We start from the raw sequence: 26521 nt of genomic DNA, 5'->3' as shown, positions 1-26521 counted from the left end.
TCCCCTCAGCCCTTCTTGTTCTGGCGGTTGGCGATCAGATCATCGACCACGGCCGGATCGGCCAGTGTCGAGGTATCGCCGAGCGCGGAAAAATCGTCCTCTGCGATCTTGCGCAGGATACGGCGCATGATCTTGCCGGAGCGGGTTTTCGGCAGTCCGGGCGCGAACTGCAGCTTGTCGGGCGAGGCGATTGCGCCGATCTCCCTGCGGACATGGGCCACGAGCTCCTTGCGCAGTTCCTCGCTCGGCTCCACGCCTTTCATCAAGGTAACGTAGCTGTAGATGCCCTGGCCCTTGATGTCGTGGGGATAGCCGACGACAGCTGCTTCCGACACCTTCTCATGGCTGACGAGCGCCGATTCGACCTCGGCCGTTCCCATGCGGTGGCCGGAAACGTTGATGACGTCGTCAACGCGGCCGGTGATCCAGTAATAGCCATCGGCGTCGCGGCGACAGCCGTCTCCGGTGAAGTATTTGCCCTTGTAGGTGGAGAAATAGGTCTGCACGAAGCGGTCGTGATCGCCATAGACCGTGCGCATCTGGCCGGGCCAGGAATCGGCGATGCAGAGATTGCCGTCGGCCGCCCCTTCCAGCACCTTGCCTTCGCCGTTGACCAGCTGCGGCTTGATGCCGAAGAAGGGCCGCGTCGCCGAACCGGCCTTGAGGTCGGTGGCGCCGGGCAGCGGCGTGATCAGGATGCCGCCGGTCTCGGTCTGCCACCATGTGTCGACGATCGGCACCTTGCCGTTGCCGACGATGTTGAAATACCACTCCCAAGCTTCCGGATTGATCGGTTCGCCGACCGAGCCCAGCACGCGCAGCGACTTGCGCGAGGTCTTCTTCACCGGTTCGTCGCCGGCGCCCATCAGCGCGCGCAGTGCCGTCGGCGCGGTGTAGAAGATGTTGACCTTGTGCTTGTCGATGACTTCCCAGAAGCGCGACTGCGAGGGGTAGTTCGGCACGCCCTCGAACATCAGCGTGGTGGCGCCGTTGGCGAGCGGGCCATAGACGATGTAGCTGTGGCCGGTGACCCAACCGACATCGGCGGTGCACCAGTAGATATCGCCATCATGGTAGTCGAAGACATATTGGTGGGTCATCGAGACATAGACGAGATAGCCGGCGGTGGTGTGCAGCACGCCCTTCGGCTTGCCGGTCGAGCCTGAGGTATAGAGGATGAACAGCGGATCCTCGGCCTTCATCTTCTCCGGCTTGCAGTCGCCTTTCACCGTGGCGATCTCGTCATGGTACCAGATGTCGCGTCCCTGGACCCAGCCGGTCTTGCCGCCGGTGCGACGAACGACGACCACCTTATCGACCTTGGTGCCGGCCTTGGCGGCGATTTCGATCGCTCTGTCGGTGTTTTCCTTCAGCGGGATCGGCTTGCCGCCGCGCAGGCCTTCGTCGGCGGTGATGACGAAGGTCGACTTGCAGTCATCGATGCGGCCGGCCAGCGCGTCCGGTGAAAAGCCGCCGAAGACGATCGAGTGGATGGCGCCGATGCGGGTGCAAGCCAGCATCGCGTAGGCCGCTTCCGGGATCATCGGCATGTAGATGGTGACGCGGTCGCCCTTCCTGACGCCGTGCTTCTTCATCACATTGGCGAGCCGGCAGACATGCTCGTAGAGCTCGTTATAGGTGATCTTCTTGTCGTCGTAGGGATTGTCGCCTTCCCAGATGATGGCTGTCTGGTTGCCGCGCTTCTTCAAATGGCGGTCGATGCAGTTGTAGGAGACGTTGGTTTCGCCGTCCTCGAACCATTTGATCGAGACCTTGCCCTCGAAGGAGGTGTTCTTGACCTTGCTGAACGGCTTGAACCAGTCGATGCGCTTGCCGTGCTTGCCCCAGAACTTGTCCGGATTCTTCACGCTGTCAGCATACCATTTGAGGTAGGTGTCATTGTCGATCAGCGCATTCTTCTTCCACGCCGGCTGGACGCGGTGGATCTTCACCTCGGACATGTCTTCACTTTCCTCCCAAACCACCCCGCCGGCTTGACCACAGCCAGGATCACGGCGACGCAGCCGCGAATTCGGCGGCATTATTAACAGTTCCGCGCTGACGGCAACATTAGACGTTGGATTCGCGTGGCGCGATGCCGCAGCTCCCGTTTCGGTTGTATCAGCACTCGGCAGCGGTCGCTGCTAACTGCATGTTTTCGTGCATAAAACCCGACTGGGATCAGGAAAATCATAGACAGTTAAGGAACGGCGCGCACAATTCGGTGTTGGGAGGAATGGAGAATCAACTAGGCCAAGGGGCTGTCATGCGCGATCATTCCGAAATGGACCTGATGCTCAAGGGGTATGGCCTGACCACGGCCAAGATTCTGTACCATTTTCCCGACCACCCGCATCTGCTGCAGAGCTTCATCTGGCAGGATTACGATCTGGCGCCGAAGTTTCCGGTGCTGATCAAGTTCATCGAGTTCTGGAAGGCCAGGCTCGACGGGCCGCTGCATTCGATCAGCTACACGCACCAGAAGCTGATCGCGCCGAACGAATGGCGGAAGGTGGATGGGGAGTTCGTGCTGCACTGAGCGGCAGTATAGCTGATCTCCCCCGCAAGGGGGGAGATTGGCAGCTTCAACGTCGTGCGATCACACCGCAGGCGGGTTCAGTCGGGCGAAACCTTCCTGGCGGTGATAGGGGAAGTACGGGTAGGGCGCGGTCACTTCGCTTGCGGCGTCGAGCTTTTTGACCTGCTCCGGCGTCAATGCCCAGCCGACGGCGCCGAGGTTCTGGCGCAGCTGTTCCTCGTTGCGGGCGCCGATGATGACCGAGGACACGGTCGGGCGCCGCAACAGCCAGTTGATGGCGATCTGCGGCACGGTCTTGCCGGTCTCTTCAGCCATCGCATCAAGCGCATCCATGACCCGGTAGAGATGTTGGTCCGCGACCGGCGGGCCGAAATCGGCGGTGTCGTGCAGCCGGCTCTTTTCCGGCAGGGGCTGGCCGCGGCGGATCTTGCCGGTCAGGCGGCCCCAGCCGAGCGGGCTCCACACCAGCGCGCCGATGCCCTGGTCGATACCGAGCGGCATCAGCTCCCATTCATAGTCGCGACCGACCAGCGAGTAGTAGACCTGATGCGCGGCGTAGCGCGGATAAGCATGCTTGTCAGCTTCCGCCAGCGATTTCATCACCTGCCAGCCGGAGAAGTTGGAGACGCCGACATAGCGCAGCTTGCCGGCGCGCACGAGGTCGTCCAGCGTCGACAACACCTCCTCGATCGGCGTGCCGGCATCGAAGGCGTGCAGCTGCAACAGGTCGATGTAATCGGTGCCCATGCGCTTCAGGGCGGCGTCGACGGCTTTGATCAGCCGCGAGCGCGACGAGCCGTAGTCGGCCGGTCTGTCGCCCATCGGCAGCGAAGTCTTGGTCGAGATCAGCACCGCGTCGCGGCGGCCTTTGATGGCTTCGCCAAGCACTTCCTCGGAGGCGCCGTTCGAATAGACATCGGCGGTGTCGAACAGATTGACGCCGGCCTCGAGGCAGATGTCGATCAGCCGCCGCGCTTCCTTGGCATCGCTGTTGCCCCAGGCCCCGAACAGCGGCCCGGAGCCGCCGAAAGTGCCGGCGCCGAAAGAGAGTGCGGGCACTTTCAGGCCCGATGCGCCGAGACGTCGATAATCCATTTTATGCTCCTTGATGATGTCGAAGAAGGATTGCGCGTGATGCTCATGACTGGGCGCAGACCGGCACCCCGATTGTGGGGGCGCGATCGAGGCGCAGCGCCAGGGCAGCGACGCCAAGAGCCGCGACCGGCAGCAAAGCGGCGATCCAGGTTAGTGAGCCGAGGCCGAGGTCATGGGCAATCACCGCGCCGCCAAGCCAAGCGCCGGCGGCATTGCCGAGGTTGAAGGCGGCGATGTTGAAGGAGGAGGCGAGGCTCTGGCCCGCGCCTTGCGCCTTTTCCAGCACCCACATCTGCAGCGGCGCCACGGTGGCGAAGGCGGCGGCACCAAGCAGGCCGACATAGATGACGGCAGGATTTGGCTGTGGACGGCGAAGGTCATGGTGGCCAACCAGCGGTCGGCGACCTTGCCGCCAAGCAGATTGCCGGCGATAAGACCGCCGCCGAAGACGAGCAGGATCGGCGACACGGCGGCTTCCCCAAAACCGGTGATCTCGGNCTCGGTGAGCAGCGGGGCGATGTAGGTGAAGACGGCGAAGACGCCGGCGTAGCCGAGCACGGTGGTGGCGAGGCCGAGCAGCACCGGCGTGCGGCGCAGCACGGCGAGGTCGGCGCGCAGATTGGTCTTCTCGGGCGCTTCCTTGCTGCGCGGCACCAGAAGCAGGATGACGGCAAAGGCTGCCAAGCCGACCACGGTTACGGCCCAGAAGGTGGTGCGCCAGCCGAAGGTCTGGCCGAGCCAGGTGCCGAAGGGCACGCCGAGGATGTTGGCGATAGTCAGGCCGGTGAACATCAGCGCGATCGCCGAGGCTTTCTTGTTGGGCGCGACCAGGCCGGTGGCGACCACCGAGCCGACGCCAAAGAAAGTGCCATGGGCAAAGGCGGTGATGATGCGGGCGCCCATCAGCGTCCAGTAGTCGGGGGCGATCGCACAGGCGAGGTTGCCGAGCGTGAAGATCGCCATAAGGGCCAGAAGGACGGTCTTGCGGGGCCAGTTGCCGGTGGCGATGGTCAAAAGCGGCGCGCCGATGACGACGCCCAACGCGTAGCCCGAAATCAACTGGCCGGCGGCCGAGATCGAGACCGAGATCTTTGCTGACATCGATCAGCAGCCCCATGATGACGAATTCGGTGACACCGATGCCGAAGGCGCCGGCAGCGAGGGCGTAGAGGGCAAGAGGCATGGCGGTTTCCAGTTCGAACTCGAACGAGCGCGCTGTCCAGACCCGCGCCCCGACCGCAGAGATCGTGTTGCCATGTCTTGTGAACCAGACTTGCCTTGGGCATATTTCCTGTGAAATAGATTCACAGATGGCCAGACCCGATATCAACCGTTCCGGCGAGATCGAAGTGTTCGTCCGCGTCGTCGAGGCGGGCAGCTTCTCGGCTGCGGCTCGTTCGCTGCGTATGACACCGTCGGCGGTGAGCAAGCTGATCGCGCGACTGGAGGCAAGGCTCGGCGCGCGGCTGGTCACCCGCACCACGCGCAAGCTGCAGCTGACGCCGGAAGGGACGGCGTTCTATGACAGCGGGGTGCGCATCCTGGCCGATATGGCGGCGGCCGAGCGCGAGGCCGCCGTGGGTGCCGCGCCGCGCGGACGGCTGCGCGTCAACTCCTATGTGCCCTTCGGGGTGCATCGGCTGATCCCGCTGCTGCCTGATTTCCTCGAACGCTACCCCGGGATTTCGGTCGATCTGGTGCTGACCGACAGCGTCATCGATCTGATGGCTGAACGTGCCGACGTCGCCATCCGTGCCGGGCCGCTCGGCGAGTCGCGGCTGGTGGCGCGCAAGCTCGGGCAAAGCCGGATGACAGTCGTTGCCGCACCGTCCTATCTCAAGGCACATGGCACGCCGCTGGTTCCAGCAGATCTCGACCGGCACAATCGCATGGCTTTCGGCTTTGTCCGGCATGTCGATGGCTGGTCGTTTGTCGATGCAACCGGGAACGCCGTCATGGTGCCGATCACCGGAAACACGCTGGTCGGCGATGGCGAGTCGATGCGGTTGATGGCGGTCGGCGGCGCCGGCATCGCCCGGCTGGCACACTGGCATGTGGCCGATGACATCGCGGCGGGGCGGCTGACGGCGCTGCTGGAGGATTTCAATCCGGGCGACGGGGAGCCTACCCACGCCGTCTATGTCGGCCAGGGCCGGCATTTGCCCGCACGGGTGCGGGCGTTTCTCGACTTTCTGGTCGAGAGCGTGCGGATGAGCTGAAAAGACGTTGGGGAGCCAGATGACCCCCCAAGCATCAGGCGACAGCGGTGACTATTTCTTCGGGGTGAACGGCGCCGGGCGGCGACCGGCGCCCTGACGCTCCAGCATCCAGCCGGGATATTCGGCCGGCAGCGCGCTGACCTCATCCAGTCTGGCGAGATCGTCGGCGTCGAGCTTCACCTCGGCCGCGGCAAGGTTCTGCTCGAGCTGCTCCATGCGGCTGGCGCCGATGATGACGCTCATGACGAAAGGTTTGGCCAGGACATAGCCGAGCGCCACCGTGGCGACGCTGACGCCGTGCTTCTGGGCGATCTCGCGCATNGAAAGGTTTGGCCAGGACATAGCCGAGCGCCACCGTGGCGACGCTGACGCCGTGCTTCTGGGCGATCTCGCGCATCACGGCGACAGCCGCCCAGGCGCGGTCCTCATCGACCGGCGGGAAGTTGAAGGCGGCGCGGCGGCCTTCGCCATTGCTGGGCGCGCCGGGGCCGTATTTGCCCGACAGCAGGCCGCCGGCCATTGGCGACCAGACCATCAGGCCGAGCTTTTCCTCGTTGATGAGCGGCACGATCTCGCGCTCGAGGTCGCGGCCGGCGATCGAGTAATAGGACTGGATGGTCTCGAAGCGGGAAAATCCCTTGCGCTCGGCAACGCCCAGCGCCTTGGCGATGCGCCAGGCCGCCCAGTTGGAGACGCCGACATAGCGGACCTTACCGCTGGCAACGAGATCGTCGAGCGCCCGCAGCGTCTCGTCGACTGGCGTCACGGTGTCGGTGCCGTGCAGCTGGTAGAGATCGATATGGTCTAGCTGCAGCCGCTCCAGGCTGCCCTCGACCGAATCCATGATGTGGCCGCGCGAAGAGCCGCGCTCGTTCGGGCCCTGGCCCATGGCGCCATGCACCTTGGTGGCAATGACGACGTCCGAGCGTTTGACGCCAAGATCCTTGAGCGACTGGCCAAGCAGGCGTTCGGACTGGCCGAATGAATAGACGTCGGCCGTGTCGAAGAAATTGACGCCGGCGGCGATGGAACGGGCAACGATGTCGTTGACGCCCTTCTGGTCGAGGCTGGCGATCAGGCCCCATTGGGCATTCTCGCCGGCGGCGCCGAAGGTCATGGTGCCGAGGCACAGTTCGGAGACGAACATCCCCGTATTTCCGAGTTGATTGTAGCGCATGGTGGCGGCTCCAGCAGATTGGTGATGACGCCAAGCAAATAGGAACGGTGCGTTTCGTTTCCAGTGGTGGCACAATGATGGGCCGGCTCTGGCACAACCTGCGGCCGACCCAACACCGGATCAACACAGGCGGGTCAGGCTTCCCAAGGGTTGAACATTGTGACGGCAGTATCGTCGAAATCGGCGACGTTGCGTGTGACCAGTATGAGATCGTGGAAGAGCGCCGTCGCGGCTATAAGCCCATCTGCGTCGCCGCGCGTGCGGATCGCGGAGATGCGACCCCATTGGGCAGCGATGTTCTCGTCTATGCCGAGAATTCGGTTTTCGTAGCTGTGGCGCAGACCGTGGAACCACGTTGCTAAATGGTTTGCAGTGTCGGGGTCGTTTCGCCGCTTCATTTCGATTCCGCGTGCGATTTCACCGAGCGTGATGACGCTTAGAAACAGAGACTGGCGCTCTTGCTTGATTATCCAATCCGCCACTGGCCCCCCTCGCTTTCGCGCATCCGACACGACGTTCGTGTCCAGAAGAAACATCAGAGGTCCACGTCTCGGCCGGGCCCCTTGGAGCGGCGATTGACCTCTTCGACGAAGTCGTCGTCCCATTCGGGACCGGAAAGAAGGTATTCCGCAAGTGAGGGCTTAGAGCCGACGAGCCTTTCGTATTCTTCAGCGGCCAACACGACAGCAGCGGGCTTTCCACGCAAGGTGATGGTCTGCGGGCCCTTTTCACGAGCCTGCTGAACCAGCTTCGAGAGATTGTTTTTTGCGTCCTGCAGATGCCAGTTCATGGAAGGTACCTAGCTAGCTTGGCTAGATATAGCATCGCTGCAGCGATGCAGCAACAATGCTACTGTTAGGGCGGCGAGATCACCGAGGTTTATCGGCCGCCGAAAATCGCCGAGCCGACGCGGACGCTGGTGGCGCCGAAGGCTATGGCGGTCTCGAAGTCGCCGGACATGCCCATCGACAGTTTTGCGACTCCGGCCTCTTTGCCGAGCTTTTCCAGCAAGGCGAAATGCGGGCCGGGGTTTTCGTCGGCCGGCGGGATGCACATCAGGCCTTCGATGGCGAGGCCATGGACATCGCGGCAGCGGGCGACGAAGGCGACGGCGTCGCGCGGCTCGATGCCGGCCTTTTGCGGCTCCGAACCGGTATTGACCTGGACATAAAGCTTTGGCGTGCGGCCCTGGCGCACGATTTCCTTGGCGAGCTCGGCGGCGAGCTTTTCGCGGTCGACGGTCTCGATGACGTCGGCGAGAGCGACGGCTTCCCTCGCCTTGTTCGACTGCAGCGGGCCGATCAGATGCAGTTCGATATTAGGGAATTCCGCTTTCAAGGCCGGCCATTTGCCTTGCGCTTCCTGCACGCGGTTTTCGCCGAAGACGCGCTGGCCAGCCTCGATGACCGGGCGGATGACGTCGGTCTCAAAAGTCTTCGACACCGCAACCAGCGTCACCGAACCGGCGTCACGGCCGGCCTCGCGCTCGGCGGCAGCGATCCTCGTCTTGACGGCGAAAAACTGTTCGACGGCGCTGGCCATGCCCATATCCTGCCTGTCTTTAATCGTCTTGGCCGGCTCGCCGCAGTTGACGGGTCCGGCAATCCATGGTGAACACCGCGACGACATTTACCTCGGCCACCGGGCCTTGTCCGGCGGTCTGCGCCTGCTTTTAAGTGAAAATCATCCGATGGCAACCGAACGATACAATCCGCGCGCGTCAGAGCCCAAATGGCAGAAGGCCTGGGCCGAAAAGAAGCTGTTCGAAGCGCATAACGACGATCCGAAGCCGAAATACTACGTGCTGGAGATGTTCCCCTATCCCTCGGGGAAGATCCATATCGGCCACACCCGCAACTACACGATGGGCGACGTGGTGGCGCGCTACAAGCGGGCCAAGGGTTTCAACGTGCTGCACCCGATGGGCTGGGACGCTTTCGGCATGCCGGCCGAAAACGCGGCGATGCAGAACAAGGTCCATCCCAAGGAATGGACCTACGCCAACATCGCCGCCATGCGCGAGCAGCTCAAGATGATGGGCCTGTCGCTGGACTGGGCGCGCGAGTTCGCCACCTGCGACGTCGACTATTACCACCGCCAGCAGATGCTGTTCCTCGATTTCGTCGAGAAGGGGCTGGTGACGCGCAAATCCTCCAAGGTCAACTGGGACCCGGAGGATATGACGGTGCTCGCCAACGAGCAGGTCATCGACGGGCGCGGCTGGCGCTCGGGCGCGCTGGTCGAACAGCGTGAGTTGACGCAGTGGTTCTTCAAGATCACCGATTACGCGCAGGACTTGCTGGATTCGCTGAACGGTCTCGGCGAGTGGCCGGAAAAGGTCAAGCTGATGCAGCAGAACTGGATCGGCCGCTCGGAAGGGCTGCTGGTCCGCTGGCCGCTGGCAGAGCCAAGTTCTAGCAAGATTGGTGGCGACACGAGCGAGCTGGAAGTCTACACGACCAGGCCCGACACCATTTTCGGCGCCTCCTTCATGGCGGTCGCCGCCGATCATCCGCTGGCCAGGAAGGCCGCCGAGAGCAATGTCGAACTGGCCAAGTTCATCGAAGAAATCAGACATATGGGCACGTCGGTGGCCGCACTGGAGACGGCCGAGAAGAAAGGTTTCGACACCGGCATCCGCGTCGTGCATCCGTTCGACGACTCGTGGACCCTGCCGGTCTACGTCGCGAATTTCGTTTTGATGGAATACGGCACCGGCGCCATATTCGGCTGCCCGTCGGGCGACCAGCGCGACCTCGATTTCGCCAACAGATACGGCCTGCCGGTGATCCCGGTGGTGATGCCGGAAGATGCCGACGCCAAAACCTTCCAGGTCACGGAAGACGCCTATGTCGATGACGGCGTGATGATCAATTCGCGTTTCCTCGACGGCATGAAGCCGGAGCAGGCGTTCGACGAGGTGGCAAAGCTCCTGGAGCAGAAAACCATAGGCGGGCGGCCAATGGCGGAGCGCAAGGTGAACTTCCGCTTGCGCGACTGGGGCATTTCGCGCCAGCGCTACTGGGGCTGTCCGATCCCCATGATCCATTGCGAGGATTGCGGCGTGGTTCCGGTGCCGAAAGCCGACCTGCCGGTCAAGCTGCCCGACGACATCGAGTTCGACCGTCCCGGCAATCCGCTCGACCGCCACCCGACCTGGCGGCATGTGAAGTGTCCGCAATGCGGCAAGGATGCGCGCCGCGAGACCGACACGATGGACACGTTCGTCGATTCGTCCTGGTATTTCGCGCGCTTTACAGCGCCCTGGGCCAATGAGCCGACGGAGCCGAAGGCTGCCGATGACTGGCTGGCCGTCGACCAGTATATTGGCGGCATCGAGCACGCGATCCTCCATCTGCTCTATTCGCGCTTCTTCACCCGCGCCATGCGCGCGACCGGGCATCTCGACCTGGCCGAGCCGTTCAAGGGCCTGTTCACGCAAGGCATGGTGGTGCATGAGACCTACCGCGTCGGCGGTGCGTCGAGCAATGGCCGCTGGCTGTCGCCGGCTGAGGTCAGGATCGAGGATGTCGGCGGCAAGCGCCGCGCCATCGAGATCGCCACCGGCGAAGAGGCGGCGATCGGCTCGCTCGAAAAGATGTCGAAGTCGAAGAAGAATACGGTAAGCCCGGAAGACATCACCGACGGCTACGGCGCCGACACCGCACGCTGGTTCATGCTGTCGGATTCGCCGCCCGAGCGCGACGTCGAGTGGACGGACGATGGCGCCGCCGGCGCACATCGCTTCATCCAGCGTGTCTGGCGCCTGGTGTCCATTGCCGCCGAGACGCTTGACGGCGCCAAGCCGCAGGCGGCGCCGGAGGGCGAGGCGGGCGCCGTTTCCAAGGCCGCGCACAAGATCCTGAAGGCTATCGGCGAGGATATCGAGAAGCTCGGCTTCAACCGGGCCATCGCCCGCATCTACGAACTTGCCAATGCCTTGAACACGCCGCTCAACGACGTTGCCGAGGGCAAGGCCGATGCGGCGCTGAAAGGCGCCTGCCGCGAGGCGGTGGAGATCCTGGTGCATGTGGTCGCGCCGGTCATGCCGCATCTGGCCGAAGAGTGCTGGCACACGCTGGGCGGCACTGATCTGGTCGCCGAACGGCCTTGGCCGGTCTACGATCCGGCGCTGGTCGTCGACAACGAGGTTGTGCTGCCGGTCCAGGTCAACGGCAAGATGCGCGGCTATTTGACAATTGCCCGCGACGCGGACCAAGGTGCGATCGAAAAAGCGGTTCTGGCTCTCGACTTCGTGCAGAAAGCGCTGGAAGGTAAGGCGCCCCGCAAGGTGATCATCGTGCCGCAGAGGATCGTCAATGTCGTTGTTTGACTTCAGAAGGATGGGGCCTGATCTGGAAAAGACGGCGCGCTTGCTGCGCCGCGCAGCGCTGTACGGCATGGTCGCTTCGATGGCGCTGGTTTCGGCCTGTACGGTCAGGCCGCTCTATTCCAGCGCGCCGCTGAGCGCCGGCTCCACGGTCAGCGCTTCGGCGGAACTGGCGTCGGTCGCGGTCAAGCCGGTCAAGACACGCTACGCCCAGCAGGTCCGCAACAATCTGATCTTTGCCTTTGGCCAAGGCGCCGGCGAGCCGCCGGCGCCGGTCTACATGCTCGATCTCGGCGTCACCGAACTGGTCGAATCGGCCGCGGTGGTGCAGATCCAGACCGACGAAGACGAGCCGACGGCAGGCACGGTGACGCTGACGGCGAACTATGTGCTGACCGATGCCAGGACCGGCGTGGTGATCGCAACCGGCAAACGGTCGATCCCATCATCCTTCGACAAGCCGACGCAGGAGTTCGCCTCCTACCGGGCACAGCTCGACGCCGAGAACCGCGCCGCGCGTGAGCTGGCTGAAATGGTGAGCCTGTCGGTCGCCCAGGACTTGGTCAGGCACGGCAAGAAGGCCTGAGCATTCCCTGGCGCTGCCAACTAGACTTTTAGCAGTCCGCAACATAAAGGCCGGTTTCCCGGCCTTTTTGTTTGTATCGAACCCGATCTCAGCCGATCTTCTGGCCGGTCTTGGCCCAGTCGGCAGCGAACTGATCCAGGCCCTTGTCGGTCAACGGGTGCTTGACCAGCGCCTTCAGCGTCGCGGCCGGCGCGGTAACGACATCGGCGCCGATCAGGGCTGCCTGCTTGACGTGGTTCACGGTGCGAACCGAAGCGACGAGGATCTCGGTGTCGAAATCGTAATTGTCGTAGATCTGCCGGATCTCCTGGATCAGTTCCATGCCGTCCGCGCCGGTATCGTCGACGCGGCCGACGAAGGGCGAGATGAACGAGGCGCCGGCCTTGGCCGCCAGCAGCGCCTGGTTGGCCGAGAAGCACAGCGTTACATTGACCATGCGGTTCATCTCGGTGCGGATCGTCTTGCAGGCGCGCAGGCCGTCGAGCGTCAGCGGCACCTTGATGCAGACATTGTCGGCGATCTTGGCCAGGATGTTGGCCTCGGCCATCATGTCCTTGTATTCGACCGCAACAACCTCGGCCGAAACCGGGCCCTTGACGATGTCGCAGATTTGCTTGGTGACCTCGGCGATCTTGCCGCCGGATTTCAGGATCAGCGAGGGATTGGTGGTCACGCCGTCGAGCAGCCCCAGGTCGTTCAGTTCCTTGATGTCCTTGATGTCAGCGGTGTCGACAAAAAATTTCATGGGGGTCTCCTGAAAGATTTCCATGTGCATGCCATGCACATTCGGGGTTGCCCTTTGATCTAGACCAAAGTCGGGGCAAGGTCACGCCCGATGATCGAAGATTCGCCCTTTGTCGCAGCCGCGCCGGTGCTGGTGCCGATGCCGGCCGAACGGCCCTACACCTACGCTGTGCCCGCCGGCATGCGCGTGGTGCCGGGCTCGATCGTGCGCGTGCCGCTCGGTCCGCGCCAGGTTGCCGGCATCGTCTGGGATGGTGCGGTCGAGAATATCGACGCCAAAAAGCTGCGCCCGATCGAACAGGTCTTCGACTGCCCGCCGATCGACCGCGGCATGCGCCGCTTTGTCGACTGGCTGGCGCAGTACACGCTGTCGCCGCCCGGCATGGTGGCGCGCATGCTGTTGCGCGCGCCGGAGGCGTTCGATCCAGAACCGTGGATCGAGGGCCTGCAGCGAACCCTCGTCATGCCGGACCGGATGACGGATGCCAGGACGCGCGTGCTGGAGACGGCGGAAGGGGGGCTTGCCTGGACGCGATCCGGCCTGGCGCATGCGGCGGGCGTGTCGTCGACGGTTATCGAGGGACTCAAGGCGCAAGGCGTGTTCGAGACGGCGATGATCCCGCCTCGACCGGTGGTCGCCGCGCCCGATCCCTCCTACGCCATGCCGGAGCTGATGCCGGACCAGGCATACGCGGCCGCCATGCTGCGCGCCAATGTCGCGGCCGCTGCTTTCAACGTCACGCTGCTCGACGGCGTCACCGGCTCGGGCAAGACGGAAGTTTATTTCGAGGCGGTGGCGGCAGCCCTCGACCGGGGCAAGCAGGTGTTGATCCTTTTGCCGGAGATCGCGCTGACGCATGCCTTCCTCGAACGCTTTCAGCAGCGCTTCGGCGCCAAGCCGGCGGAATGGCATTCCGACCTGCCGCCCCGAATGCGCGAAAAGGTCTGGCGACAGGTGGCGGAAGGCGGCGTGCGCGTCGTCGCCGGCGCACGCTCGGCGCTGTTCCTGCCGTTCCGCGAGCTCGGGCTGATCGTCGTCGACGAGGAACACGACCCCGCCTACAAGCAGGAGGACCGTGTCTTCTACAATGCCCGCGACATGGCGGTGGTGCGCGGCCATATCAGCGGCTTCCCGGTGGTGCTGGCGTCGGCGACGCCGTCGGTCGAAAGCCGGGTCAATGCGAGCCAAGGTAAATACGATAGAGCGGTTCTCTCTGCCCGCTTCGCGGAGGCGGCGCTTCCGCATCTCAAATCGATCGACATGCGCCGCGCGCCGCCGGCGCGCGGGGGGTTTCTGTCGCCGCTGCTGATCGGTGAGATGCAACGTACGCTGGAGAAGAAGGAACAGTCGCTGCTGTTCCTCAACCGGCGCGGCTACGCGCCGCTGACGCTGTGCCGTGTCTGCGGCCACCGCTTCGGCTGCCCGGTTTGTTCGGCCTGGCTGGTCGAGCACCGCTTTCGCGGCCAACTCGTCTGCCATCATTGCGGGCACAATGAGAAGCGGCCGGAGGCTTGTCCGGAATGCGGCACGCTCGACCATCTGGTCGCCTGCGGGCCTGGCGTCGAGCGGATAGCTGAAGAAGTCGTGGCGCATTTCCCCGACTCGCGCACGATCGTCCTGTCATCCGATTTGATGGGCGGGGTGCGCCGGCTGCGGCTGGAGCTCGAGGCCATCGCCAATGGCGAGGCCGACATCGTCATCGGCACGCAGCTGGTCGCCAAGGGCCATAACTTTCCCAACATGACGCTGGTCGGCGTCGTCGATGCCGATCTCGGCCTCGCCAATGGCGATCCGCGCGCCGCTGAGCGCACCTTCCAATTGCTCAGCCAGGTGACTGGACGCGCCGGCCGCACCGGCAAGAAGAGCCTCGGCCTGCTGCAGACTTTCCAGCCGGACCATCCGGTGATGCGGGCGATCGTCTCGGGCGATGCCGAGGCCTTTTACGAACGCGAGATCACTGAGCGCGAACGGGCAGCCCTGCCGCCCTTCGGCAGGCTTGCCGGCGTCATCGTCAGTGCGGTGACGCGGGCCGAGGCCGAAGGCCACGCGCGCGGCCTGCGCCGTGCAGCACCCCAGGCCAGCGACCTGTTCGTGCTCGGTCCGGCCGAGGCGCCGCTGTCGCTGCTCGGTGGGCGCCATCGTTTCCGTTTGCTGATCCAGGGTGAAAAGCGCGCCGACATCCAAGGCTTCATCCGCACCATGCTGGCCGAAGGGCCGATGCAGCGCGGCTCGGTCCGCGTGCAGGTCGACATCGATCCGCAGAGCTTCTTGTAAGCACAAAGGCTGACGCCGCCGCCGGCCGCCCGTAAGCCGTTTGTCAAGAAAACTCAGCATCTTAGTGCCGGCTAAAGTGCGCGCCGTTCATGTACCCGGCTCCCATCCGTTCGCTGACTAATCCTGATTTGAAAAGCCACAAAATAAATGTTGACTAGTTTTATCATGAATTATAACTGGGCCTTTCCGCTCTGGCGCTGGGGACCAGGGCATGGATGGGGACAGCATGCGCAGATTTTTCAGTACGCTTCTTTGGTCATCGGCTTTGGGTTCGTCGATTATGGCAGGCGCGGCATTTGCCCAGGAAGCCGCTCCGACGGACCAGCAGGGAGCCATCGTGCTCGATCAGATACTGGTCACCGGCCGCAATGAAAGGTCGATTTCCAGCGTCGCTCAGTCTGTCCAGGTCGTGGAACAGGAACAGGTCGAGGAAGCCGCGCAGGAAAATATCGACGCCGCGACCCTGATCAGCCGCATCGTCCCCGGCTACGCGCCACGCAACCAGACCATTTCCGGCGCTTCGGAAACCTTCCGCGGGCGCAGCGTTCTCATCATGGTCGACGGTGTGCCGCGCAACACACCGCTGCGGGACGTCTCACGCATCCTGTCGATGATCGACCTGAATTCGGTCGAGCGCATCGAAGTCATCAATGGCGCGTCCAGCCTTTATGGCGCCGGCGCCACCGGCGGCACGATCAACTTCATCACCAAGCGCGGCGACAGCGACAAGCCGAAGGTGACGGTGCGCACCGGCGTCACCGCCTTCACCGAAAACCCCGGCAAGTCGGCCGGGCCAAGCACCAGTGTCTCAGTCGAGGGCAAGAAAGGCGATTTCGACTATTTCTTCTCGGCGTCCGGTGATCTGTCGCGCCGCACCTATGACGGCCACGGCAACGAGGTGGCTTCCGACGCCATGCTTGGGCAAGGCGGCGGCGACCGCACCGGCAGGGGCAATCTCTTCGGCGTGGCCGGCTACCAGTTCGATTCCAGGCGCTTCGAGGCCAGCGTCGACTGGACCTATGCCAACCAGAAGCCGGACTGGTTCACCGATTACACGACCAATCCCGTCTCCCCGGATTTCGGCGATCCCTATGAAGGCAAGCCGCTGAAGGAAGATTCGAAATATCTGACCGCCAAATACACCGACAGCGACTTCGCGCTCGGAAACCTCGAGGTCAAGGCGTTCTACAACGACATCTTCAAGCAGTCGCCCTTTACCAAATTCTCGGCCGTCAACAGCCAGGTGTATTTACCGACGAACCCGACGCGGCCGGTGATCCTGCCGCCGGGTACGGACCCGACCGCCGACTTCAACCAGACGGCGCTGCAATCGCGGCGCAGCGGCGTCAACCTGACCGTCAACACGCCGATGGACTTTATCACTCAGGGCAGCACGCTGACCTGGGGCGCCGACTACGTCTTCGATGCCACCGATCAGCAGCTGACCAACGGTCAGGACGCCATCTCGCCCACGACCCAGAACTCGGTTGCCTTGTTTGCGCAAGGCGAAATTCCGGTGACGGATCGCTTTCGCATCAGCGGCGGCGCGCGCTACGACCAGTTTTATCTCAATGTTGAAGACTTCACCCGGCCTGCCGCTGCCGTTCTGCTCGGCCGCAACATTATCGGCCTGCCGGCGATCCGGGTGACCGGCGGCTCGTTCGACTACGACGCCGTCACCTTCAACGCCGGCGCCGTCTACGATCTGACCGAAAGGATGCAGCTTTTCGGCAATTTCTCGCAAGGCTACAGCCTGACCGACATTGGCGGCTTCACCCGCCGGGCCGGGTTGAACTCCAACGCCGAAACCTGCGACGCCTATGGCACCGCCATCCGGCCGCTGCTGCCGTGCACCAACGCGCCGGATTACGCGATCAGCTATGCCGATATCGCGCCTGAACCCCAGCTGGTGAACACCTGGGAAGCCGGTCTGCGCGGCGATTGGGGCGACTATCGCGGCGGCGTCAGCACCTATCTGTCGACCTCGGACAACGGCGTCAGCTACGACATCGTCAACAACCGGGTATCGCAGCAGAAGGAACGTATCTGGGGCGTCGAAGCCAATCTCGAGGCAGACCTCAGCGGCATGTTCACGCTGGGCGGATCGGTCGGCTATGTCGAAGGCAAATACGACGCGGATCGCGACGGCCACATCGAAGCGAACGAGTATCTGCCGAACAACCGTGTCCCCTCGACCTACAAGGGCCTGGTCTATCTCACCACCCGTTTCGAGAACGAGCTGACCCTGCGCAGCGAGTTGGAGCTGTTTTCCGGACGCGACCGCATCGCCACCCAGGAACTGGACGGTGCAGCACTGGTCAATCTCGCCGTCTCGAAGACGTTCGGCAATGAAAGCGTGCTGAACCTTGCCGTGCGCAATGTGTTCGACACCTACTACATCAACCCTTCCGCATCGGCGACCCGCGGCGCCGACGTTCCGGGTCTGGGACGTTCGGTTGCGTTGTCCTACCAGATCACATTCTGAGGGGCGGCGGTGGCGGTGTCTCTCCAACGAAACGGTGCATTAGTCTCGCTGCTGGCAGAAGCGCCAGCCGATCCGGCGGATGGCGCGCGCTATATCGAGGCGCTCGGCCGCCTTTCGCAGGAACGGGAGCCGTTCGTGCTCCTGGTCGATATCCGCATCGAGATCGCGCTGAGCGACGCCCAGCGCAAGGCGCAAAACCTCTGGTACAAGGCGGAACGCGAGCAGCTCGAAAAAGCCTGCCGCGCCTGTGCGCTGGTGCGCCCCGCCGCCGACGAGAACATGCAGCGCGTCTGGCAAAGCCTGTTCGGCTTTCCAGTGCTCGTCACCCGCAGCCGGGCGGAGGCCGGCGCCTTCCTGAACGGTTACGCACCGAAGGACTATGTCAAATGAGCGCCGACGCAGACCGGCCGGCGCCCGCCGGGCTTTCGCGCCTGCGGCTTTTCGTCGTTCTCGCCTGCCTTTATCTGGCGCAGGCCATCCCGAGCTATCTGTTTGCCGCGGCGATCCCGCCGATCCTGCGCGAGCAAGGCGTGTCGCGCACCGCCATCGGCATGATGGCGCTGCTGATGCTGCCGCTGGTGCTGAAATTCCTGTGGGCGCCGCTGGTCGATCGCTTTCGGCCAGTGGCCCGCGCCCATCGCGCCGGCTGGGTCATCATCACCCAGATCGGCGTCATCGCCGGCATCGCCGCCATGCTTTGGATCGAGCCGACCGATGTCGCCGGTATCTTTGCCGTCGGCCTTGTCGTGAGCCTGTTGATGTCGACCCAGGACATCGCCACCGACGGCTACGCGGCCAAATATCTCGACCCGAAGGACAGGCCGATCGGCAATGCGATCCAGGGCGGCGCCGTCGCGCTCGGCGTCGTTCTCGGCGGCACGCTCGGCCTGTTGGCTTATCATCATGCCGGCTGGCAAACCATGGTGGCCATGGTGGCCGCGCTGTCCATCATCCCGCTGGTCGCCGCCTTCGCCATGCGCGAGACCGATCCCGTCGCCAGCGCGCCGCAGGCGTCCATGGACCGCCCCTCGATCCTGCGTTTCCTGCGCCGGCCGGAGGCGCGCCAGATCCTGTGGATCGCGCTCATCTACCGCGCCAGCGAGGGGCTGGTGAAGTCGATGGAAGGCTCCTATCTCGTCGATGCCGGCGTGCCGCTCGACATCATCGGTTATCTCTCGGGGGGTGCCGCGCTCACCGTCGGGCTCGGCGGCTCGGCGCTGGCGGCGTGGCTGCTGCACAACAGGGGCGCCGCCTCGGTGCTCGGCCTGCTCGGCGCGCTGCGAACCATCTGCTTCCTGATCTTCGCGCTGCACGCTTTCGGCGCTATCGCCGGCTTCTGGCCGATCTTCGGCGCCTCGTTCCTGCAGACGCTGGTGCGCTACATGGAGATCGTGGCGCTCTACAGCCTGTTCATGTCCGTCACGTCGTCGGACCAACCCGGCACCGATTTCACCATCCTGTCCTGCGCCCAGCTTATCGTCTATCTCGTCGGCTCCATGCTGGCCGGCCGCCTCGCCGACATGCTCGGCTACTCCGCGCTGTTCACCCTGGCGACAGTGCTGTCGGGCGTCGCCGTGGTGGCGACCTATCGCATGCTGAATGCCCATTTCGCCGATGCCGCAAAAGCCCAGCCGGGTACTCCGATGCAGCCGCTGCCGGAGGTCGCCGAATGAGCGCGGTTTGGCTAGTGCTTGCGAACCATGGCAGCGAGACAGGCAGCGGCCAGCGCCAGCGCCGCGCAGTCGGCCAGCGGCGCAAAGGGCCAGAGCGTGAAGGCAAAGCCGCCGGCCAATGCGCCGATGCTCTGGCCGAGTACATGGGTGCTGGTGAGCCAGCCGGCCGCCGCGCCCTGCTCGCCGGGCTCCAGGCGCTTCATCAGCCAGGCGGTGTAGCCGGGTGTCGCCAGGGCAATGCCGGCCGCCGCCACCACCAGAGACGCTGCCGAGGCAACATGGCTGGCCGTGACGGCCAGCGCCGTCATGCCGACGCAAACCATGAGACAGCCGACGACGACGCTGTTGCGCTCCGCCAGCCGCAGGCGCGCCATGAGCAGTCCCTGGACCAAAACCATGACGATGGCGACCAGCATCAGGGCCAGGCCGGTCACCGTCGTGGCCTGCGTCGCACCAAGGCCAAAACGCTGCTGGGCCATCGGGCCGAGCATCATCTGCACCTGTCCGAAGCCGAGCGTCAGGCACAAGCCCATCGCCAGGCAAGGCAGAGCGCGGCGATCGAAGGGCGATATTCCACGGCCGACGTCGGCTGCCTTGCCGTCGCTCCGTCCGCCGGCTTCCCCTTTGCCCGGCGCGAGCCACAGCAACAGCGGGCTGAACAGGAACAGGATGGGCGGCAGCAGCGGCGACAGGACGGCAGCCGTTGCCGCCAGCGCGCCGGCCAGCCGCCCCATGCTGACGCCGGCGCCAAGCAGTCCCAGCGCGGCCTGTCGCCTGTCATCGGCAACCGAGCGGCTGGCCCAGACCTGCGCCGTCGGCATGACGCCGGACGCGGCAAAACCGTACACGGTTCGCGAAAGCATCAGCAAAGCGATGCCCAGCGCGGCTCCCGTGCCGGCTATCAGCAGAATGGCGAACACCGCCTGGCCGGCCAGCATGGCGAGGCCGAGCAAGCGCAGCAGCCTGGCATGGCCAAGCCGCTCGCCCATGCGACCCCACAGCGGCGAGCCGACCAGAAAGGCCGCCGCGCCGACAGCAGTTGCCGCGCCGATGGCAAACGTGTCGAGCCTCAGCCGCTCCATCACCAGGGGAACGAGCGATACGAAGGCCGACTGGCCGAAGCCGATTGCCGAGACCGCGATCGCCAGGCGGCGCAGAAGCGAAGATCGATTTTTCATACCGGTCGTCATAAGACCAAGCTTATTTCTTGTTTATAATAGTTAATCAACATAAATGTTTAAAGACGACGACTTATAGATGTAATCTGCAGTATTATTAGGATTTATCGAGATGCACATGGAACAAGTAGGACCAGAATCTTCCTCTGCATTAAGCCCGTTACTCAACGCGTTGCTGCGGGAATGGAATGGCTGGGAATTCGTCGACGCCAGGCAAACCGCGCTGTTTCGGCCGCAGGCAGCCGTGCTGCGTCTGAATTTCCCTGCCTCGCGCGCGGCGGTGCTCGTCGAAGCGCGGCATCGCTCGAAGGTCGGTTACCACGATTTAGCGATGCCGCTCTGGCGCCTCGATATTAGTAACGAGGGGGCCGATGGCGAAGCGACCGAGATCGACCTTTTCAGCCTTTTGGCGCTGATCCTGGCGGATCCCGACATTGCCGGCCGGGCGACAGCGAAAAGCCGACTGACCTTCCTGCGCCGCAGCCTGGCCAGCATCGCCGCAATCGCTGACGCGACTGCGGCGCGTGGATCGTCGCGGCCCTTCTCCGAAGGCGATCCTGATTTCATCGATGCCGAAAGCGCCCTGCGCTTCGGCCATGCCGTGCATCCGGCGCCGATGAGTCGCGAAGAGTTCACGCACACGGATTCCGCGCGCTTCGGGCATGAATACTGCAATGCGTTCAAACTGCGCTGGTGGGCCGTCGACCCGACCATCCTCACTGGGGGCAGCGTCGAGCCGCTAGATGTCACCGAGATGGTCCGCGGGCTTGCCGCCAGCGATCCGCAGCTGCTTGCTCGGGCTGGCAAGCAACAGGGCAAGGTTCTCGTTCCGATGCATCCGTGGCAGGCCGTACGGCTCGTGCTGGAAGACCCCGTCGAGCGCCTGTTTCGCGCCGGCCGTATCGTTGATGTTGGGCTCGGCGGACCAGCGTGGCGGGCCACGACCTCGCTGCGCACGGTTCATTCAGCTGAAGCCGAGTGGATGCTGAAATTCTCGCTCAGCCTGCGCCTGACCAATTCCAGGCGCATCGTCGAGGAGCATGAGTGCCGGCGCGGCCTTTCGGTGCACCGGCTGGTCAAGGGCAAGCTCGGCTATGCCTTGCAGCGGCGCTGCCCGACCATGACGGTGCTGGGTGAGCCCGCCTGGTTCGGCCTGCGTGACGAAGACGGCCGGCTGATGACGGATACCATCGTCTCGTTTCGCGAAAATCCGTTTCGCGGCACGGGCAATCCGCCGGCTGCCGTTCTCGGCGCGCTTTGCGAGCGCCATCCCGGCCGTACCGAAAGCCATCTGTCCGACCTGGTCCACCGTATCGCCCGCGACGAGAAGCGACCTGTCGAGGAAACGGCGCGTTTGTGGTTCGAGCGTTTCCTTCATGCCGCCATCGAGCCGTTTATCGTTGCCTTCTCGGAATTCGGCCTGCTGTTCGGCGCCCATCAGCAGAACCTCGTCGTCGGCCTCGCCGGCGGCTGGCCGAATGCGCTCTATTTTCGCGACTGCCAGGGCACCGGGTATGTCGAGGAATTCCTGCCCAGGCTGCGCGAATTCGTGCCCGAGGCTGGTCAGGCGGGCGATCATGTCTTCCCAGCGGAAGCGGCTGCGAAGCTGTTCGGCTACTATCTGGTCGTCAATGGCGCTTTCGCCGCCGTCGCAGCCCTTGCCGCCGCTGGCCTCACCAACGAAGACGATCTGCTGGCGATATTCCGCCGCTCGCTCGAGCGGCTGGCTGCCACGCCGATGGCTGACCGGTCCTGCGTCGACTATTTGCTCAACGCGCCGACGCTGGCTGCCAAGGGCAATTTCCTGATCGCGCTGCGCGACATCAATGAGAACACCGAGGTGACCGATCCGCTGGCAGGTTACGTCGAGCTTCCCAACCCCCTGCATGTGAGAGAATACGCATGAACATCGAGGCTGCGAAGAACTGGTCACCCGCCACCGTCGCCGGCAACGAAGGATGGCAGCATCTGGCCTCGGCCGCGGAGCCGCTCGCCATCCGTGCCGGCGATGGCCATGTCAGCCTGGTCAACGCTGAGGGAACAGCGGTGGGACAGGCCCGCATCTCCATCGCGGATGGCCGCCTGCTCATCGACGATGTCGCGTTCACTGGCGGCCGCCTCGACCAACCGCAAATCCTTGCAGGTCTCGTCGACGCCGCGCTGCGCCTGCATCCTTCCTTCGACCGCGCCTTCCTGCCGGCGGCCAAGACGCTGTGGCCGGTTTCGGCGCTGGCCACCGAGACGGTTCCGGGTGAACCGGAACGCGCCGTCATCCATCGCTCGGTCCTCCGCCAGCTGCCGCTGCTGTGGCGCAGCCAGGCCTCGCATGTCACCTATCCGGCATTGACGACCGCTATCGGCCCGGAAGACCGGCTGCCGCCATTGCGCCAACCGCGCCCCTGCGGCCCGATGTACGAACGCTGGATTGCCGAGATCGGTCTCACCGTGTCGTTGCGGCCGATCGACCGCCGGACCGATCTCGACCTCTTCCATCGCTGGATGAACGATGGCCGTATCGCCTTCTTCTGGGAGCTTGCCCGGGGCCATGAGGAGCTCGACAAATATCTCGCCGAGCAGGAAAGCGATCCGCATATTTTCGGCGTCATCGCCAGCTTCGACGGCGAGCCGACCGGCTATTTCGAGTTCTACTGGGCCAAGGAGGACCGGCTCGGGCCCTATTACGAGCCGCTCGACTGGGACCGCGGCTGGCATGGGCTGATCGGCAATACGCGCCATCTCGGCCGGCCGAAGACGCTGGCTCTGTTCCGTTCCGTCACCCACTATCTGTTCCTCGACGAGCCGCGCACGCAGCGCGTCGTCGGCGAGCCACGCGCAGCGCACCAGAAGATGCTGAGCTATTGCGCCGGCGCCGCCTACGACAAAGTCAAGGAGTTCGACTTCCCGCACAAGCGCGCGGCACTGGTCTGCTGCGAGCGGGAACGCTTCTTCCGCGAGGTGCCGATGTGACGGTGCAGCAACCGATTGCCAAAGCGGGCGAGGCGACACGCTGGGCCGCGATCAACCGCGATGCCGTCGCCAAGGCCATTTCCGAACTGACCTTCGAGGAGTGCCTGTCGCCCCGCGAGCTTTCGCCCGGCCGATGGAAACTGACGCTCGGCCCCGGCTTGACCTATCGCTTTGCCGCGACGCGGCGCCTGTGGGGTCAGATCGCCGTCCGTCCGGAGACGCTGACCCGCGATGCCGGCATCGAGCTGCCGGTCGACGATGCGGTCGCCTTCTTCGCCGACGCGCGCGAGACGCTCGGCATGCCGCCGGCAACATTCTGCACCTATGCGAAGGAGCTTTACAACACGCTGATGGCCGACATGCGGATCGCCAAAGCCCGCGGCAATCGACCAGCCGCCGAACTAGCCGCGCTGCCGGATACCGAGTTGCAGGCATTGCTCGACGGCCATCCGAAGGCGCCCGCCAACAAGGGCCGGCTCGGCTGGGGACGGGACGACTTCGAGCGCTACGCGCCAGAATCGGCCACCGCATTCCAGCTCTTCTGGCTTGCCGCCGCCAGCGATCGCTGCCTGCTGGCGCTTGACTGCGGGCTCGACGAAGAGGCGCTGCTGCAGGCCGCACTCGGCGACTACGAGCGCGCAAGGCTCGAAGCGGCTTTCAGCGCCGCCGGGATCTCGCGATCGACGCATAGGCTGCTGCCGGTCCACCCCTGGCAGTGGCAGGCGATGATCGCCTCGCAATATGGTAGCGAGATCGCTGCCGGCCGGCTGGTGCCGCTTGGCCAGTTCGGCGACGCGTTCCTGCCCTTGCAGTCGCTGCGCACGCTTGCCAATGTGGCACGGCCCGAGGCGCTGCATGTCAAGCTGCCGCTGACCATCCTCAACACCTCAGCGTGGCGCGGCGTGCCGGGCAAATACATGGCGATCGGCGCCGATCTGTCGCGCTGGCTGGCCACGGTGGCGGCCGCGGACCCGGTGCTCAAGGACGTCAAGGTCTTGCAGGAAGTCGCCGGCGCCTTCTATCCGCATCCGCACTATACCGGCGTTGAAGGCGCGCCCTATCAGTTTTGCGAGATGCTGGGCGCCATATGGCGCGAAAGCCCCGAAAAGGATCTGACAGCGGGCCAGCGGCCGATGATGATGGGCGCCCTGCCGCAGCGCGACGCGCATGGCAGGCCGATCGCCAGCGCCCTGATGGAGCAGTCCGGCCTTGGTCCGGAGGCATGGCTCGATCGCCTGTTCTCCACGGCCTTCGTGCCGCTCTACCACTTCATGTGCCGTTACGGCGTCGGCTTCATCGCCCATGGCCAGAACGTCACCATCATCCTCGACGGAGCGACGCCTCTCGGCGTGGCGGTCAAGGATTTCCAGGGCGACCTCGATCTCGTCGACCAGCCGTTTCCCGAACTGGCCGGCCTCGACCCCAAAATCCTGTCGACGCTGAAGCGTCGGCCACCGGCACATCTTCTCCAGCATCTGCAAACGGGACACATCGTCAGCGTTCTGCGCTTCCTATCCGAGGCGCTGGCCGCCTATGACCGCTTCGACGAGAGGACTTTCTACGCCATCCTGGCCGCCGCCATCCGGCGCTACCAGGCGCAGAACCCTGAGCTGTCGGAACGGTTCGCGCTCTTCGATCTGTTTGCTCCGAAGATCCCACGCATCGCCATCAACAAGGTGCGCTTCGCCATCGGCTACGGCGACAGCGGCGAACGCCCTCTGCCTGACCTTGGCACACCGCTCGACAATCCGCTTAACCCCGAGTCAGCCCGGCGATCTCCCATCAGCCCAGCCAGCTCCATAAGGAGTTCGCCATGACCCATACGCTTGACCTCGCAGGCATCGGCATCGGGCCGTTCAATCTCAGCCTCGCCGCCCATCTCGATGCGGTGGACGGCGTCGAAGCGCGCTTCTTCGATCGGGCGACGCGGCTCGAATGGCACCCGGGCATGATGCTGCCGGGCGTCGAACTGCAGACATCCTTCCTCAAGGATCTCGTCACCGCGACGCATCCGACCAGCCCATGGTCGTTCATGTCCTATCTGGTCGCGCAGAAGCGGTTCTATGAATTCCTCAACGCGGATTTCTCAGCCATCCCGCGGCCGGAATTCGCCCGCTATCTCGGATGGGTCGGTGAGAACTTGTCTTCGCTGCGCTTCGCCAGCGCCGTCGACCGGATCGACTTCGACGGAACGAATTTCAGGCTGCGTATCGGCCGCGAGCAGGTGAACGCGCGCAATCTCGCCATTGCCGTCGGGCTGGTGCCCAACATCCCCGCCTGGGCGCGGGCGGCGGCCTCCGATCAATGCTTCCACAACGCCCAGGCCGCCAACCGCCTCGATCGCCTGAGCGGACACCGTGTCGCCGTGATCGGCGGTGGCCAGAGCGGCGCCGAAGTGCTTCTGCATCTGATCTCCTCCGACCGCTTCGCCGGCCGCGAAATCGAGTGGATTTCGATGCGGCCGAATTTCCTGCCACTGGACGACTCGCCTTTCACCGACGAACTCTTCACGCCGGGCTATGTCGAAAGCTTCCATCGGCTGCCGCAAGGGCGGCGTGAGACGATCCTGGAACAGCAACTGCTTGCCGGTGACGGCGCATCGACGAGCACACTGAAGGCGATCTATCGCCAGCTTTACACGCTGCGGCACCTCTCGGAGGAAACGACGGCGGTCAACATGACGCCGCACCGCGAAGTGCTGAACGTGACGCGGGAAGGCAGCGAATACCGGCTGATCATGCGCAACGGCTTCGACGGCGCCATCGAGACGCGCACCGTGGATGCGGTGGTTCTGGCCACCGGCTATGCCTTTGCCATTCCTGATTGCATGGCGCCGCTCATGAACAGGATCGCGCTGGACGAGCGCGGTCATTACAGGCTCAACGCCAGCTTCGAGGTCGAATGGGACGGGCCCGACGACCGCCGGATCTACGCGCTCAATGCCGGCCGGCTCAGCCATGGCATAGCCGAGCCGCAGCTCAGCCTGATGGCTTGGCGCAGCGCCAAGATCGTCAATTCGCTGCTCGGGCGGGCACAGTTCGATCTCGATCTGCCCGATCCGCCGGTTGCCTGGAGTTCAAGGCACACGATACAAAGCCTGCATCATCTCGGCGCCAATGCGAGGATGACCGAATCGGGCGCGCGGTGATGTTGGTGGAGGCGGGCCGAAGAGCGTGGTACGGCGCGCGTTAAGGTTGACATCGACCCGTAAAGCTTTTCTGTGAGAGAGATCGTTCGGTCCTGCTGGAGGCTC

General features: G+C 64.1%; 19 protein-coding genes and 2 pseudogenes. 12 read left to right on the top strand and 9 right to left on the bottom strand.

Annotated elements, in window-relative coordinates; translation table 11 throughout:
* Positions 1–5 precede the first annotated feature (5 nt).
* Positions 6–1961, bottom strand: a complete 1956-nt coding sequence (gene acs, locus X751_RS144435) for an acetate--CoA ligase (RefSeq protein WP_023745348.1) — start codon at positions 1959–1961, stop codon at positions 6–8.
* 305 nt (positions 1962–2266) lie between these two features.
* On the opposite strand from acs, the gene X751_RS144440 reads away from it, so the two are divergent.
* Entirely contained in the window at positions 2267–2539 is a 273-nt protein-coding gene (locus X751_RS144440; RefSeq protein WP_023668649.1) for an usg protein, read from the top strand.
* A 60-nt stretch (positions 2540–2599) separates the two neighbouring features.
* On the opposite strand, the gene X751_RS144445 is transcribed toward X751_RS144440, so the two are convergent.
* Positions 2600–3634 carry an aldo/keto reductase gene (locus X751_RS144445; protein ID WP_023745347.1) on the bottom strand — a complete coding sequence of 345 codons (1035 nt, stop codon included), beginning with the start codon at positions 3632–3634 and terminating at the stop codon, positions 2600–2602.
* Between the two features lie 43 nt (positions 3635–3677).
* Positions 3678–4817, bottom strand: a pseudogene (locus X751_RS01000000163985) (MFS transporter).
* 127 nt (positions 4818–4944) lie between these two features.
* Between X751_RS01000000163985 and X751_RS144450 the strand changes: the two are divergent.
* Complete coding sequence (locus X751_RS144450; RefSeq protein WP_023745346.1) at positions 4945–5853, top strand: LysR family transcriptional regulator; 909 nt, start codon at positions 4945–4947, stop codon at positions 5851–5853.
* A gap of 51 nt (positions 5854–5904) precedes the next feature.
* On the opposite strand, the pseudogene X751_RS01000000163980 reads toward X751_RS144450, so the two are convergent.
* From X751_RS01000000163980 to X751_RS144465, 4 genes and pseudogenes are all read right to left on the bottom strand, one after another.
* Positions 5905–7030 (bottom strand): annotated as a pseudogene (locus X751_RS01000000163980) (aldo/keto reductase).
* A 134-nt stretch (positions 7031–7164) separates the two neighbouring features.
* Positions 7165–7566 carry a type II toxin-antitoxin system VapC family toxin gene (locus tag X751_RS144455; RefSeq protein ID WP_023684083.1) on the bottom strand — a complete coding sequence of 134 codons (402 nt, stop codon included), beginning with the start codon at positions 7564–7566 and terminating at the stop codon, positions 7165–7167.
* Positions 7566–7820, bottom strand: coding sequence for a type II toxin-antitoxin system Phd/YefM family antitoxin (locus X751_RS144460; protein WP_023684084.1), 255 nt, complete (start codon positions 7818–7820; stop codon positions 7566–7568). The genes X751_RS144455 and X751_RS144460 overlap by 1 nt, the downstream gene beginning before the upstream one ends.
* 89 nt (positions 7821–7909) lie before the next feature.
* Positions 7910–8572: a YggS family pyridoxal phosphate-dependent enzyme gene (locus X751_RS144465; protein ID WP_023745345.1), complete on the bottom strand. Its 663-nt coding sequence runs from the start codon at positions 8570–8572 to the stop codon at positions 7910–7912.
* A gap of 148 nt (positions 8573–8720) precedes the next feature.
* Between X751_RS144465 and leuS the strand changes: the two genes are divergently transcribed.
* Together leuS and lptE are read left to right on the top strand one after the other, a co-directional pair.
* Complete coding sequence (gene leuS, locus X751_RS144470) at positions 8721–11363, top strand: leucine--tRNA ligase (protein ID WP_023745344.1); 2643 nt, start codon at positions 8721–8723, stop codon at positions 11361–11363.
* Complete coding sequence (gene lptE, locus X751_RS144475; RefSeq protein WP_023684087.1) at positions 11350–11946, top strand: LPS assembly lipoprotein LptE; 597 nt, start codon at positions 11350–11352, stop codon at positions 11944–11946. Before leuS ends, lptE begins: the two co-directional genes overlap by 14 nt.
* Before the next feature lie 88 nt (positions 11947–12034).
* Here the strand turns inward: lptE and fsa are convergent, their stop codons facing one another.
* Positions 12035–12691 carry a fructose-6-phosphate aldolase gene (gene fsa / locus X751_RS144480; protein WP_023688874.1) on the bottom strand — a complete coding sequence of 219 codons (657 nt, stop codon included), beginning with the start codon at positions 12689–12691 and terminating at the stop codon, positions 12035–12037.
* A gap of 90 nt (positions 12692–12781) precedes the next feature.
* Between fsa and X751_RS144485 the strand changes: the two genes are divergently transcribed.
* The 4 genes from X751_RS144485 (at position 12782) to X751_RS144500 (ending at position 19123) form a co-directional block, all read left to right on the top strand.
* Positions 12782–14965 carry a primosomal protein N' gene (locus X751_RS144485; RefSeq protein ID WP_023745343.1) on the top strand — a complete coding sequence of 728 codons (2184 nt, stop codon included), beginning with the start codon at positions 12782–12784 and terminating at the stop codon, positions 14963–14965.
* A gap of 280 nt (positions 14966–15245) precedes the next feature.
* Positions 15246–17450, top strand: coding sequence for a TonB-dependent receptor (locus tag X751_RS144490; protein WP_023745342.1), 2205 nt, complete (start codon positions 15246–15248; stop codon positions 17448–17450).
* 15 nt (positions 17451–17465) lie between these two features.
* On the top strand, positions 17466–17840 hold the full coding sequence (locus tag X751_RS144495) for a hypothetical protein (RefSeq protein ID WP_155923829.1): 375 nt from the start codon (positions 17466–17468) through the stop codon (positions 17838–17840).
* Positions 17837–19123: a RhtX/FptX family siderophore transporter gene (locus X751_RS144500; protein WP_023745341.1), complete on the top strand. Its 1287-nt coding sequence runs from the start codon at positions 17837–17839 to the stop codon at positions 19121–19123. The genes X751_RS144495 and X751_RS144500 overlap by 4 nt, the downstream gene beginning before the upstream one ends.
* 11 nt (positions 19124–19134) lie before the next feature.
* Here the strand turns inward: X751_RS144500 and X751_RS144505 are convergent, their stop codons facing one another.
* Complete coding sequence (locus X751_RS144505; protein ID WP_031246281.1) at positions 19135–20301, bottom strand: MFS transporter; 1167 nt, start codon at positions 20299–20301, stop codon at positions 19135–19137.
* 118 nt (positions 20302–20419) lie between these two features.
* Here X751_RS144505 and X751_RS144510 point away from each other — a divergent pair, with 118 nt between their 5' ends.
* The 4 genes from X751_RS144510 to X751_RS144520 are packed head-to-tail and all read left to right on the top strand — an operon-like array spanning position 20420 to position 26416.
* Positions 20420–22207, top strand: a complete 1788-nt coding sequence (locus X751_RS144510; protein ID WP_031204743.1) for an IucA/IucC family protein — start codon at positions 20420–20422, stop codon at positions 22205–22207.
* The gene (locus X751_RS0133740) at positions 22204–23268 is read left to right on the top strand and encodes a GNAT family N-acetyltransferase (protein ID WP_031247143.1); all 1065 of its coding nucleotides are present in this window, start codon (positions 22204–22206) and stop codon (positions 23266–23268) included. Before X751_RS144510 ends, X751_RS0133740 begins: the two co-directional genes overlap by 4 nt.
* Positions 23265–25085: an IucA/IucC family siderophore biosynthesis protein gene (locus X751_RS144515; protein ID WP_050592387.1), complete on the top strand. Its 1821-nt coding sequence runs from the start codon at positions 23265–23267 to the stop codon at positions 25083–25085. Before X751_RS0133740 ends, X751_RS144515 begins: the two co-directional genes overlap by 4 nt.
* Complete coding sequence (locus X751_RS144520) at positions 25082–26416, top strand: SidA/IucD/PvdA family monooxygenase (protein ID WP_023745338.1); 1335 nt, start codon at positions 25082–25084, stop codon at positions 26414–26416. Before X751_RS144515 ends, X751_RS144520 begins: the two co-directional genes overlap by 4 nt.
* Positions 26417–26521: the final 105 nt, after the last annotated feature.

This window comes from Mesorhizobium sp. LNJC394B00 (assembly GCF_000502555.1).
Taxonomy (GTDB): Bacteria; Pseudomonadota; Alphaproteobacteria; order Rhizobiales; family Rhizobiaceae; genus Mesorhizobium.
This window is presented reverse-complemented; position numbering and strand designations above follow the sequence as displayed.

Excerpts from the sequence above, each read along its gene's own strand:
- X751_RS144505 (WP_031246281.1), bottom strand. The coding sequence starts at position 20,301 with ATGAAAAATCGATCTTCGCTTCTGCGCCGCCTGGCGATCGCGGTCTCG.
- X751_RS144455 (WP_023684083.1), bottom strand. The coding sequence starts at position 7,566 with ATGTTTCTTCTGGACACGAACGTCGTGTCGGATGCGCGAAAGCGAGGG.
- fsa (WP_023688874.1), bottom strand. The coding sequence starts at position 12,691 with ATGAAATTTTTTGTCGACACCGCTGACATCAAGGACATCAAGGAACTG.
- X751_RS144440 (WP_023668649.1), top strand. The coding sequence starts at position 2,267 with ATGCGCGATCATTCCGAAATGGACCTGATGCTCAAGGGGTATGGCCTG.
- X751_RS144460 (WP_023684084.1), bottom strand. The coding sequence starts at position 7,820 with ATGAACTGGCATCTGCAGGACGCAAAAAACAATCTCTCGAAGCTGGTT.
- X751_RS144450 (WP_023745346.1), top strand. The coding sequence starts at position 4,945 with ATGGCCAGACCCGATATCAACCGTTCCGGCGAGATCGAAGTGTTCGTC.
- X751_RS144490 (WP_023745342.1), top strand. The coding sequence starts at position 15,246 with ATGGCAGGCGCGGCATTTGCCCAGGAAGCCGCTCCGACGGACCAGCAG.
- X751_RS144500 (WP_023745341.1), top strand. The coding sequence starts at position 17,837 with ATGAGCGCCGACGCAGACCGGCCGGCGCCCGCCGGGCTTTCGCGCCTG.
- leuS (WP_023745344.1), top strand. The coding sequence starts at position 8,721 with ATGGCAACCGAACGATACAATCCGCGCGCGTCAGAGCCCAAATGGCAG.
- X751_RS144445 (WP_023745347.1), bottom strand. The coding sequence starts at position 3,634 with ATGGATTATCGACGTCTCGGCGCATCGGGCCTGAAAGTGCCCGCACTC.
- X751_RS144485 (WP_023745343.1), top strand. The coding sequence starts at position 12,782 with ATGATCGAAGATTCGCCCTTTGTCGCAGCCGCGCCGGTGCTGGTGCCG.
- lptE (WP_023684087.1), top strand. The coding sequence starts at position 11,350 with ATGTCGTTGTTTGACTTCAGAAGGATGGGGCCTGATCTGGAAAAGACG.
- X751_RS144510 (WP_031204743.1), top strand. The coding sequence starts at position 20,420 with ATGGAACAAGTAGGACCAGAATCTTCCTCTGCATTAAGCCCGTTACTC.
- X751_RS0133740 (WP_031247143.1), top strand. The coding sequence starts at position 22,204 with ATGAACATCGAGGCTGCGAAGAACTGGTCACCCGCCACCGTCGCCGGC.
- acs (WP_023745348.1), bottom strand. The coding sequence starts at position 1,961 with ATGTCCGAGGTGAAGATCCACCGCGTCCAGCCGGCGTGGAAGAAGAAT.
- X751_RS144520 (WP_023745338.1), top strand. The coding sequence starts at position 25,082 with ATGACCCATACGCTTGACCTCGCAGGCATCGGCATCGGGCCGTTCAAT.
- X751_RS144465 (WP_023745345.1), bottom strand. The coding sequence starts at position 8,572 with ATGGCCAGCGCCGTCGAACAGTTTTTCGCCGTCAAGACGAGGATCGCT.